Source organism: Pararcticibacter amylolyticus, assembly GCF_003130405.1.
In the GTDB taxonomy this organism is placed as follows: domain Bacteria; phylum Bacteroidota; class Bacteroidia; order Sphingobacteriales; family Sphingobacteriaceae; genus Arcticibacter; species Arcticibacter amylolyticus.
Genome location: NZ_QEAS01000015.1, coordinates 13,209 through 25,224 on the forward strand (window position 1 = coordinate 13,209; position 12,016 = coordinate 25,224).

The 12,016-nt window shown below is 47.9% G+C and carries 10 protein-coding genes; 5 read left to right on the forward strand and 5 right to left on the reverse strand.

The window, feature by feature from the left end; translation table 11 throughout:
- Nucleotides 1-363 precede the first annotated feature (363 nt).
- From DDR33_RS17355 to DDR33_RS17370, 4 genes are all read left to right on the forward strand, one after another.
- Nucleotides 364-594 (forward strand): hypothetical protein, encoded by a 231-nt coding sequence (locus tag DDR33_RS17355; protein WP_109417076.1) that lies wholly within the window; start codon nucleotides 364-366, stop codon nucleotides 592-594.
- Nucleotides 595-717: 123 nt separating this feature from the next.
- Nucleotides 718-4,119 (forward strand): SusC/RagA family TonB-linked outer membrane protein, encoded by a 3,402-nt coding sequence (locus DDR33_RS17360; RefSeq protein ID WP_109417077.1) that lies wholly within the window; start codon nucleotides 718-720, stop codon nucleotides 4,117-4,119.
- Between the two features lie 19 nt (nucleotides 4,120-4,138).
- Complete coding sequence (locus DDR33_RS17365) at nucleotides 4,139-5,542, forward strand: RagB/SusD family nutrient uptake outer membrane protein (RefSeq protein ID WP_158280785.1); 1,404 nt, start codon at nucleotides 4,139-4,141, stop codon at nucleotides 5,540-5,542.
- A 3-nt stretch (nucleotides 5,543-5,545) separates the two neighbouring features.
- Nucleotides 5,546-6,889, forward strand: coding sequence for a TlpA family protein disulfide reductase (locus tag DDR33_RS17370; RefSeq protein WP_109417079.1), 1,344 nt, complete (start codon nucleotides 5,546-5,548; stop codon nucleotides 6,887-6,889).
- Between the two features lie 58 nt (nucleotides 6,890-6,947).
- Here DDR33_RS17370 and DDR33_RS17375 read toward each other — a convergent pair whose 3' ends face one another.
- A complete protein-coding gene (locus tag DDR33_RS17375; protein ID WP_109417080.1) occupies nucleotides 6,948-7,718 on the reverse strand; it encodes a MauE/DoxX family redox-associated membrane protein in 771 nt (256 codons plus the stop codon).
- Between the two features lie 79 nt (nucleotides 7,719-7,797).
- On the reverse strand, nucleotides 7,798-8,796 hold the full coding sequence (locus DDR33_RS17380) for an AraC family transcriptional regulator (protein WP_109417081.1): 999 nt from the start codon (nucleotides 8,794-8,796) through the stop codon (nucleotides 7,798-7,800).
- A 95-nt stretch (nucleotides 8,797-8,891) separates the two neighbouring features.
- Here DDR33_RS17380 and DDR33_RS17385 point away from each other — a divergent pair, with 95 nt between their 5' ends.
- Nucleotides 8,892-9,818 (forward strand): LytR/AlgR family response regulator transcription factor, encoded by a 927-nt coding sequence (locus DDR33_RS17385; RefSeq protein WP_109417082.1) that lies wholly within the window; start codon nucleotides 8,892-8,894, stop codon nucleotides 9,816-9,818.
- A gap of 377 nt (nucleotides 9,819-10,195) precedes the next feature.
- Here the strand turns inward: DDR33_RS17385 and DDR33_RS26990 are convergent, their stop codons facing one another.
- The 3 genes from DDR33_RS26990 to DDR33_RS17400 are packed head-to-tail and all read right to left on the reverse strand — an operon-like array spanning nucleotide 10,196 to nucleotide 11,903.
- A complete protein-coding gene (locus tag DDR33_RS26990; RefSeq protein ID WP_109417083.1) occupies nucleotides 10,196-10,513 on the reverse strand; it encodes a GH32 C-terminal domain-containing protein in 318 nt (105 codons plus the stop codon).
- A 25-nt stretch (nucleotides 10,514-10,538) separates the two neighbouring features.
- Nucleotides 10,539-11,549, reverse strand: a complete 1,011-nt coding sequence (locus DDR33_RS17395) for a type II toxin-antitoxin system antitoxin SocA domain-containing protein (protein WP_109417084.1) — start codon at nucleotides 11,547-11,549, stop codon at nucleotides 10,539-10,541.
- The gene (locus DDR33_RS17400) at nucleotides 11,550-11,903 is read right to left on the reverse strand and encodes a toxin (protein ID WP_109417085.1); all 354 of its coding nucleotides are present in this window, start codon (nucleotides 11,901-11,903) and stop codon (nucleotides 11,550-11,552) included.
- Nucleotides 11,904-12,016 lie beyond the last annotated feature (113 nt).

Consider the following 12,016-nt stretch of genomic DNA (forward strand, 5'->3'; position numbering starts at 1 on the left):
TGTTTTATAAAAAGAAAAAAGACAAAGTATTTAGATAAGATTTATTAGAATATTATCCATGGCATTTGGATACTGACACTTGCTTAGAAAATGTAGGAAACTTTCTGAACATGCAAGTTGCAGGAGATAGATGCCCATTCATTATTTTTGTCCAATTAATAATGATGGGCCCTCTTGCTAGCATGTTCAGCCCTCCTACAGGCTTCTAAGTATGCAAGAGGATACCCATCATTATTAGTCATTTCCTCTTAGTCTTGTTCAAAAGCGAAAACGATAGAGCGAAATGAAAAAACAATCATTCAAGTGTATCTTCTCAAGCCAACAAAGCCTAATCAATTTATCTAGAAAGGAGGTATCCATCCAATGACCCCATTCAGTGAGTTCATCCTCAACTACGACGAAATCTACAGCAGAGAGTACCTCTGGAAAATCGTCCGTTGCGCCGTGACCGGAGAGTTCGGTTCCCTGTCCCGCAAGCAGCGAAGCGAACTCATGATTTTCTACGAAAACCTCGATACCCTTCTATCCGATATTTATAAGTATACCAGCGAAGCGGAGAAATCCCAGCAGGAGGGAGGCGACAGCCATGCTTAGCCATATCATTACTTCCTGGGACTTATTGATCTGCCCTCCCGTATGACCCTAACCTTTTCCCCCTAACGAATCCGGCCGTCCGGCCTTCCTCATTTTCTTAATCCTCTAATCATTAATCAAAAAATGCTCAAAATCCGAGTACAGGGACTTCTATTGCCCTTTTTAAAACAAAAATCGAAACAACACAAACAGCAGGCGGAAATCCCCGTCCCAAAAGAGCCAGCCTCACCCGAGAAGCTTCTCGGCCAGTATCTGCTCGCCTTTTACATCCTGATGATCATCCTCTTCTCCCTGATGGCCATCGTCAGCACCTACGCGCAGACGGGTTACTCCATCAAAGGAAGAGTTACCGACGAAAAAGGTGATCCCCTTACCGGAGCACTCATCAAGATAAAAGGCACCACGCTTGCTACGTCCGCAGGGAAGGAGGGGTACTTCTCTTTCCGGAACATTCCCCCCAATGCCCTCCTGATTGTCTCCTTCATCGGCTACCAGTCAAAAGAACTCAAGCTGCAAGCCTCGCAGACAGACATCGTCATCACTCTTTCTCCCGACGCCAACCAACTGGAAGAAGTCGCGGTTGTCAGCACCGGCTACCAGCAGCTTCCGAAGGAAAGGGCAACTGGTAGCTTTGTGCAGGTGGACAGTGCGTTGTTTAACCGGAGAACTTCAACTGATATACTTACCCGGCTAGACGGTATGGCAAGTGGTATCTTCTTTAATGGAACCGGAGGATCGCTGAATTCGTCGTATACACTTCCCGATTCTTACGTATCGGCAAATCCCATGAACAAGCTGGGGATCAACATCAGGGGACAAAGTACACTCTCCAGCCTGGTAAGCAAAGATCCGCTGATCGTGGTGGATAACTTCCCCTTTGAAGGCGACATAAATGCCCTGAATCCGGATATAGTGGAGTCGGTCAGCGTACTGAAGGATGCTGCTGCGGCCTCTATCTGGGGAGCACGTGCGGGAAATGGAGTGATTGTGATTACCACCAAAAAAGGGAAACTGAACCAGCGGATGCAGGTGGATATCAGTGCAAATACCACCATCGGCGCGAAGCCGGATTTATACAGCGATAAAAGCTTTCTGGAATCAGCAGCCTACATTTCGGCTGAAGACAGCCTTTACAGCAGGGGATATCTGGCGGGAGACGTGAATAATACATTCTTATACCCTGCAGTAACCCCTTTCGTAAGCATCAGAGAACAGGCGCGGACAGGAAAAATAAGCTCTGAGCAGGCAGAGGCCGAGATTGCTGCGTTAAAGGGCTATGATGTAAGAAAGGATATAGAAAAGTATGTATACCAGGCATCCCTCAACCAACAGTATGCGCTTTCGGCAAGGGGCGGGGGCGGCAGTTTGTCATACGCCATGAACCTGGGATTTGACAAGGTGAAAACTGACCTGAAGCGAAACGGGTACGAGCGGTTTTCAGCGAACTGGCAAAACAGCTGGAATGCAGCAAAAAATCTCGACGTCAGCACGGGCATTCTCTACTCGAATATCGCCAGGGAAAGCAACAACACAATGATGTGGGGCAGCAGCAGTTATTTTATCGGAGGCAGCAGTTACGACGGGATGTACCCGTACGCCCGTCTCGCAGATGCAGAGGGGAAATACCTGGACATAGCAAAGAAGCTCAGCACAGCCTATACAGACAGTACGGTCAGTTTGGGTTTTCTCGACTGGCGTTATTCGCCGCTGGATGAGCTGGATGCAGCGGATAATTCGGTGAAGCAGTATGACTTACTGTTGAAAACCAGTGTAACTTACCGGTTTATCGAAAGCCTGAAAGGGGAAGTAAGCTATCAGAACGAAAGACAAACGTCGCTGGCCTCCGATTATTATGGTTTGCAGTCGTGGTATGCCCGCGACCTGATCAATCAGTTTTCGCAGTTTAACCCACAGACGGGGGCTCTCAGTTACCCGGTTCCGAAGAATGGCATCCTGAACCGGAAATCAGACGAGATGATCTCCGGTAATTTCAGGGCGCAGATAAACTATGACCAGGTGATTGCCGGCAAACACGCTCTTACTGCACTTGCCGGCGCTGAATGGAGACAAACAAAGGGGGAAGTGGCCATGCGTACTTCCTACGGGTACGATAAGGAACATGGCACCTCTGTGATGAACCTGGATTATCAGACTTATTACACCACAAATGCGGGCTACGGGGGATATGTTCCTGCTCCGCCGGGAGATATCGCAGGTACCACCAACCGATTCTTGTCTGGCTTTGCCAACCTGGCTTATTCTTATGATAACCGTTATGTAGTGACCGCCAGTGCCCGGAAGGACGGCTCGAATATTTTTGGAGTGAAAACGAACAACAAGTTTGTTCCCTTATGGTCGGCGGGACTGGGGTGGAACGTCAGCAATGAGGCTTTTTACAGATCGGCTCTCTTTCCTTATCTGAAATTGAGAGCTACTTATGGGTATAACGGGAATGCTTACAATGGTTCGGCGTTTATTTCTGGGTATTACACGGTAAGCTCTCTGACGGGAGCACCTGTGTTATCCAGCCTTACTGCTCCTAACCCTGAGTTGAGATGGGAAAAGGTACGCAACATAAACCTGGGAATGGATTTCGAAACCACCGGGGGGAGAATTTCGGGCACGTTTGAATGGTTTAGTAAGAAGGCCGAAGACCTGATTGATGATATTCCCCTGGCTGCCTCCTCTGGCTTTTTGTCGTTCATTGGAAACTATGCTGCTACTCTTACCAAAGGGGTAGACCTGTCGCTTAAAAGCCGCATCTTGCGGGGCCCGGTGAAATGGGATAATACGCTTCTTCTGAGCACCATCAGGGATAAAGTGCTGCAATACTACCGGCAACAGACATCTGCCAGTATCCAGACGAACGCCGTAGCCCTGGTGGGTAAATCTCTTTTCGGGGTATACAGCTACAGGTGGGCGGGGCTTGATCCGGAAAACGGCAATCCAAGGGGATACCTGGGCGGTGCGGTTAGTGAAGATTATCCTGGCATTGTGAATAATTTTAATCCTGACAGCCTGGTGTATCACGGTTCTGCCAGGCCCACAACGATGGCTGCCTGGCGTAACGACTTCTCGGCGGGAGGGTTTTCCCTTTCTGTAAACCTTGCCTATAAAGGTGGATACTATTTCAGGAGATCTTCTGCCGCGCTCAGTTTCCAGGATGTGATCTCTACAGGAGGGCATGCCGACTACGTGCTCCGATGGCAAAAACCGGGTGACGAGCAGGTGACTTCGGTTCCTTCTGTCGGCTATGTGCGCGACGCCAACCGGAATAATTTCTACGCCTATTCGGAAGTACTGGTGGAAAAGGCCGATAACATCCGCTTGCAGGATGTGCGTCTCAGCTATCAGTTTCCTTCAGTAAAAAAGCGGAATCCCTTCCGTCAGCTACAGGTGTATGTCTTTGCCAGTAACCTGGGTATTGTCTGGCGGGCGAACAACAGGGGGCTTGACCCTGATGCTCCGGGGACAAGTCTTCCGGCGTCAAAGTCTGTTTCATTCGGAATCAAAATGGGGCTTTAAATTTCTAACTGGATTGAATATGTATATCAAAAGATCATTATGGGGCTTTATCGTCGTGGTAAGCCTGTTTGCTGATGTGGCCTGTAAGCAAAATGAGTGGCTTGACGTGAGTAACAACAAAGCGCTGATCATTCCTTCTACCCTTGAAGATTATCAGGCGATACTGGATAATGACCAGGTGATGAACGCCGGATACCCGGTGATGGGCCTGATTGGAACGGATGTTCAGTATATCGGAGACCAGAACTCTTTGAACCTCATTACTGAAAGGGAAAAGAATGCTTATCTGTGGGAAAAGGATGTTTACAGGAATTACCCGCAGATCACCGACTGGAATAATCCTTATAAAATGGTTGCTGCGGCTAATATTGTCCTCGACGGGCTGGCGGACAGGAAGGAGCAGAGAGATGCTTCGCCGTTGTTGTACGACAAAGTACGGGGTTCTGCTCTTTTCTTCCGGGCGATAGCTTATTATAGCCTTGCGCAGTTGTTCTGCAAACCATACAGGGAGGAAAGTGCAGCAAGCGATCCGGGTTTGCCGCTCAGGCTGGTTGCCGATGTGAATGTGGGAGGAGGAAGGGCGAGCGTGGCGGATACTTATAAGCAAATCGTGTCTGACCTGGCGACGGCTGTCCCGCTTTTGCCTGAAAGAACGGATCTGGTGACACGGCCGGCGCGGCCAGCTGCACTTGCCCTGCTGTCGAAGGTATTTCTTGCTATGGAGCGGTACGATGACGCATTTTTCAGCGCAGACAAAGTTTTAGCCGGTGGGTTTGAGTTGCTCGACTTTAATCTGCTCTCTAAAACGGCCAGGTTCCCGTTTCCTCCGCTGATCAGGACAGCGACTGCAAACACTGAAATTCTTTTTTATGCTACCGGCATTCAGTACGCAACGGTACGCGGGTATAGCAGCAGAAGTGGAATTCCAGCAGCTCTGCTGCAATTATATGAGCCAAAGGATCTGAGAAGGGCGGTCTTTTATACCAGCAGCGGCAGTCTCACGGTATTTAAGGGTTGTTATTCTGCGGCAACGCAGATCTTTTGCGGTTTGGCAACGAATGAAGTGCTGCTGATCCGCGCGGAGTGTTATGCCCGGATGAACAGGGTGACTGAGGCGCTTGCTGATCTTAACCTGCTGCTCGCTAAGCGGTACGAATCTGCCGGCTTTCAACCTTTCACCGCGCAAGATCCAACAGCGGTGCTCGCACGGATTCTGGAGGAAAGAAAAAAGGAGCTCCCGCTGACGGGACAGCTACGGTGGGAAGACCTGCGCCGTCTGAACAGGGACAGCAGGTTTGCCGTCACTTTAAAGAGGGAGGTTGGAAATACGGAATACGTTCTGCCTCCTGATGACCCCAGGTATGTGCTGCCGGTTCCGGATTATGAAATCAGTCTGAACCCCATGCCTCAAAATGAAAGGTAGGCCATGAAAAGAAGTTGTTTGTATAAGGCTGTGTTCTTTGTAGTTGTGCTATTGGTGTCCTTAAACGGGCGGAGTGCTCTAGGGCAGACCATGTTTCGGGTATCTTATTACCCGGATTATTTTTCGACTACTGTGGTGCCTTTTTCCAATCCGGAATTGCCGCATATAGATCTGCCTGTAAGCAGGAGGGCCGGGCGTGAGTTTTCATTTGTAGTGCCTGATACGCTGTTGTCAACGGGCTATGTTGCTCTTCAATGGGATGATCCGGCTAGAGGAAGCGCTGGAAATGGTGTCAGGGTATATTTTACGGAACCGGGCGACAGCATCATCGTCACGCTGCCGGAAGAGGGAAGAGATTTAAGTTTCTCGGGCAGGGGCGGTGCCGGGTATCGCTTACAGGACAGCCTGTATCAACGGAGGTTTGATCTGGCACGTTTATCGAACATGGCTTTTGAGGGGCAGATAAGCGCACGTGCTCTTGCGGTAATTAAGGCTGATGCCGCTGCTTTGAAAGGGTATTATGATTTACGGGTGCTCTCATCGAAGATCAGGTCAGGCATGATAAAAAGGGATTCTGTATTGATGGAAGACCCTGCATTAACGGTCCCCGAATCGCATCTATCCCGGAATTATCCTCTTTATCTTCTGGAGCGGGCGCGCATCTTCAACAGTTCCGGAAACAGGCCGGAAGATCTGTCCTCTTTCGTGGTGCAACATTACACCGGGCAGTTAAAAGACAAGATTCTGACCGTTTATGCAAAGACCCAGCTTTTTAGCATGGAGGACTCCACCCGGAGCGGGATCATGAGGGAAATTGCGGATAGCGGGTATGTGAGGATGCTTGGCACTCTTTTTACTCCGCTGAAGAAGGGGAGCAGGGCTTTCCCGTTTTCGTTGCCTGATGAAAATGGGAAATATCTGGAAATGGACAGCCTGAGAGGAAAGGTGGTATTTATTGACTTCTGGTTTACGGGGTGTACAGGCTGTGCACAGTATTACCGGGATGTCCTGTCGCCCGTGGAACATTACTTTAGCGGGAATAAAGACGTAGTCTTTGTCAGTATTTCGGTTGATAAAGATAAGCTAACGTGGTTGAAGAGCGTCCACGGAACCGGTACTTCGGAAAAGAAATATACGGGGAACGGGGCTGTTAATCTCTACACGGATGGGATGGGGAGCCGGCATCCGGTCGTGAAGCATTACCGCGTAGCGGCTTTTCCCAGGCCTTTGCTGATAGGCAGATCGGGGAAGATTTATACTTCTGACGAAATTAGATTGAGAAGGGGAGGTGCGGAAAGCCTGATTCGGGAGATAAAGGAAGCGTTGAAAGAGGGGGTCGATCGGTAAGTACAGGAAATGCGGTGAGCATCGAGCTCAACGCATTTCCCGATGTAATGGTCTCTCATTACTGATAAGTAGCTCCGGTGACCATATTGTTGATCCTCGGGTCTGACGCGTAGATCTTGGATGGAAGACTGGCGTTGTTAAAATCGAAGGAACAAACATCTGAGGGGGAGGTTTCTTCGCAGGAACTGCGGGTAGTACCCCAGTGCTCCACATTGTAATAGGTTCCTCCCGCGTCTGATCCTACCGAAAGTACCCCGGCCTGAATGCCGGCTCTTTTTGATGGTGCATTTGTAAATGCACTGGCGCCTGCTGCCGTAACTGCTACGAGCAGGCCAAACATGATTTTCCTCATGGCTTTTGATTTAATGAATTGAATAAATGGACGAGTGAACTTATATAAACGCGTTTTAACAGTTCCGTATGAAAGTAGCGGGGGATACAGCGCTACCGTTGCCAGCAGGATGCAGCCAGTGTTGAAGAGGATATGCTGCTTCCAGGTGAGCTGAGAAATAACCCCGCCGCAGTGACAGGGTAATTTGCTTCCGCTGGCAATCATATAAAGAATATAAGCGGTGAAGCCGAGCATCAGGACAAGGGAGGCTGTGATGCCTTTTGCCTGCGTTTGCGGGAAAAGAAGAAGAACAGTGATGATGAGTTCCGTTAGGGGTACCAGCCAGGAGATATAAGGGGCGGCACTTCCGATGAGATCGGAGTGCGATAGTATTCTTTCGAATGTATGATGGTCTGTGAGTTTATCGAATGCGGTATAGACAAACAGGAACAGGAAGAAATAAGGGACAGCCCTCTGGAAATGTATCGTTGCTTTCATGCTCTTAAGTTAAATGCTGATATAAAGTTCGCAGGAAAGCAGGGGGCATAGTGATCGCGCAAGCGCAAAGTTTGAGATCTTAGTCCTGTTCGTTTGAGTATCTTTTCCGCTGGTATTGAGACGGTGTTTGCCGGTACTTCTTTTTGAACTCTTTACGGAAACCGGCAACGGTTTGATACCCCAGGAGATGAGCTGCTTCCTGTACCTGCATGCCGGTTTCTTTTAACAACCGGAGGGCTTCCCGCATCTTCAGGTCACTAATGAATTCACTGGGTGTCAGTCCGGTTGCCTGCTTTACGTGGTATTGCAGGCTGCGCTCTGAAAAGCCAAACCTGGAAGCAATATCGGCGATAGAGGGTACTGGTTTCTTTTCGTTCAGGATTTTGCCGATATAATCGCTGATCTTGTTGAGCCGGGCATAAATATGCTCTTTCTTGTTGAGACATAGCTTATTGTATTCTTCCAGCAGGCTGGTGATAAGTTGTCCGGTTTCTGAGGATAGCTTTTCTCTGCCAGCGTTTGGATGAAGCGAGAGGAGGTGAATGATGGTTCTCAGCATGCTGAAGCTGAGAGGGCAGGAGCCAACGCCCGCGAGACGTATCCCGCGCATCCCGGGGCGGCTTTGCATCAACTGGATTTCAGGGAAATGACGGGTGCGTTCTTTGAACCATTCAGTCTGGCAGGCAATCAACAGAAGCCGTGTATGACTGCGGGGTATCTGTATACTGTAGGAGCCTGCCGATACAAAGCCCAGAATGCATTGCCCTGCCTTAAGTTGCTGTGTAGCCTGGCGTTGCGGGCTGTTTACGTAAATGTTTCCGCGAAGGGCGATGGCCAGCACCGGTACCTTTTCCTTCACGATAATCTGATGCTTGTAAGGTCTTTTAGAAAAGGTTTCGAAAAGCTCCATGCAGATGCTCGAGGAGGCGAAATGCTGGACGATACTGAAATAGGCGTTGTGAATATATCCTGTTGCTTCTGCGTAGCGGATCCTGAATTTTACAAACCGGGCAACTTCAGCGGCATTTGTGATGGTAATGACGGGAAAAGGGAAGTGGTGAGCGAAGGTTTTTGTCATGGTGGGATTGTTTTTGGTAAAATAGGTTGAAAAGGGTGTGTTTTGTTGTAGGAAACTCTGGTTTCAGGGCGAATTGCAGGAAATAGCCGGGTGAAGTGAAACTAAAGGTTAAATGTGATCTTAATGGGCTGAGAAAAAGTATTAACTTTTCTTTAACTTTGATCATCGTCTTCATTCTGATGCATAACCCGGAGGGTGATCGGTCCACGAAGGAATTGCCTTATCTGAACGACAAACAGCAAATCCTTTTAACAGTCCTGGTATCTTTATGTCTTGTGCTTCCTCTCTATTGCCGATGCGCCTGGGCAGACCTCAATTTCTGGGTTATCGGAATACATTTCTTGAATATTGGCTGGATTTCTTACCTGGTGATCCAGATTATTCAATGGGCAACCTCCTTTCTTGATTCCCGTTATTCCTGGGAGAACTACCGTTCAAAACGCCTGCTCTTCCAGTTTCTTCTGGGGATGATCCTGCCGCTGGTATTTGCTTTTGGCGTGGTGTGGATATCGGTCGTTTTGTTGAAAGTGCGGATCGGGATCGCCATTTCGTCAAGGTATTCGATACTCGTTGTGCTGCTAATGGTTTTCTGTTTGAACCTGGTATTCGGATTGTGGCATTTTATAGCTATCGGTTTGCAAAGCGATAAGACTGTTGCACCTGTGTTTGCGGATCATATCCTGGTTGAAAGGGGGAATGGGCTGGTTAAGGTTCTTATACCCGATGTCGCCTATCTCTATAAGAACCGTGATGACGTGGTAATTGTATTGACGAACAAGGAGCTTCTGCTGACTCCGGAGCCTTTGAAACACTTCCAGGATCTGCTTGATCCCCGGATGTTTTTCAGGGTGAACCGCCAGTTTATTATTGCCCGGCATGCTTATAAGGGACATGAGAAGATCCAGCCGTCAGGCAAGCTGCTGGTGATGCTTGATCCGCCTGTGTCGGGTAAGGTGGTGGTAAGCCGGGACGTAAGGAAGGAGTTTGAGAAGTGGATTGTGGGAGAGGGAGGTGTGTGTTGACAATAGCGATGACTTTCGATGGGTAAAGGAAAGAGAAGGTTGCCTTTAGTTGGGAAAGCTTCTGCTTTGCTCTAAGACTGGTTCCTGAATATTGTATGGGTTTTGTATGGCGATGCCCTGCACTCGTCGTACTGAAAGAAGGGTAAGTGTACCATAAGTGCACCACGAGTGCACCTTTTTGTACAGAAAGGTGCACTCGTGGTGCACTTATGGTGTAATTACTATGCATTGGGTAGGAAGCATGTAAAAGTAAAGTAGGGGTAAAGGGTAACATAAGATATAACCAGTCCCGAAACTGGGTACTTCTTGTATCGGAATGGGGAGCTGATATCGCCGTTATAACGCCTGTGCCTGCAATTCCTCAAAATTACAACTTTTTACCATATCGTTTTCATCGGCGTCAGGACCAGCTGTTTTACCACAGTTCCCTTGCTCGTTTTCAGGATCAACTGCTGATATAGTTTGCGGGGGAAAAATAAACTGGTCATGACGCTTAATCCCTGGTCGGCGAAGAGCTCCACGGATGAAGCATCTACCACCAGTTTTAGGTCGCCGGAAAGAGCGGAGGTAAGCCGCGGCGCATAGGCGATTCCGGCGAAGCCGGGATTAAAACCGGACTGGCCGGCATGGGCTTTTGTTCGATTAATAAATAAGAACCGCTGTACTAATGTTGACCAATAGTGATGATGAGAAATGGGTAAAGAAGGTAGCGTGCGTGTGTTAACAAACTACCCCCCCGGTCTGGAAGGCATACTTCTGATAACTAATGATTCTTCTGTCAGTGTGGTTTTGCTTCCAGGCGGGCTCTTCGTGGCTAACCTTCACAATATAGTCGGTTGACTTGTCTTTGAATGTTTCACAAACGGCCGCTAACACCTTTAATTCCATTTCGTTAAAATTAGCTTTGTCGAAATGCGTCAGCGACCTGATCACCTCGCCATAATTACCATTCCCAAGCTCGTGCTGGCTGATTTCTATTTTTTCGTCGTCCGCCAGCCTGATATACAATTTATCGAATTCAGAGGGAACCGGCCCAAAGTTGATTGCCCGGTAAGCAATGCCAGTCATCGAATATCCGGCTTTTTTATAGTAACAGAAATCGCAGTAAAAGAGCAGCTTGTTCAGCTTGGTTTTGTAGAGGTCCATTTTTCCGGTAAAATAGGCTATCACCTGAACAATCTTATCCAATGCCGGCTCTTTGTAACCTGTATATTCATCGGGGACACGATGATCGAATATCTTCTGCTCAAACATCATTTCCCAGAGATTCTTTTTTTCGTGCTCCTGGATCTTTCGAATAGCATCCTTAATTCTCTCCGCTTCTTTGACCGCAAGCAGATGCTCGCTGGCTTCAACCTGCTTCAGGAATTCAGCGGGCTCTTTTATGGACAAGATTAAACGGCCGTTGGCAACAGACGGCATCTCCCCGGACTCATACAGACGCCATGTATTAGCACCAAGCCCAAGTATTTCCGACATTTTTCCTGCTGAGATTCCATACTTCCTTCTTATTCCGGCAATTTCTTCCGGAAAGGGAATCCTGTATTTTTCACGGTATTGGTTATATACCTGGGTCATATTTATCCCATCAAGCTCATCGTCGGTAAAACGTTCGCCTGAATCTTTACATAAATAAAAATGATATGATACGCTAAATTTTTCTTTCCGGTAAGTGAGAACATCCTGTTCCTGCGTTAATTTCATTTCCTTACCTGTAATTGGACTCTTCATTTAGTGTCGTCTATAAGGATATCTCATTGTTCTTTCTGCCTGATGAAACGAAATACAAATCACATTTGAATTCGGGGCACCTAACGAAATCTTGATGTATAACTCAGTTTGCTTATATCTTTTGCCAAATACCCACATGCTGGCAATGCCATACAATCGATCGTCCAGAGGCCCTTCAACATAGTCCGTTGCAATAATTGCTTCAATAATCTCCCTCCTTTGAACCCGGGTAATATCTAATTTAAAAAGGGTGTCCGCATTTTTCTCCCTTCCATCCCGGAAAATAATATCAAAAACTTTATACTTCACACGGAAATCCTGCAAAAAAGCTTCAATCTCCTCTAATGAACTCACAAAATTAATGTTTAAGTAATAATCCGGCTCTTGGGTAAACTACTCAGCAAACAAACACTTCATGTTTGTCTTAAGACGAAACGAAAGAGCAACAAGTAATACAAAGATATAGA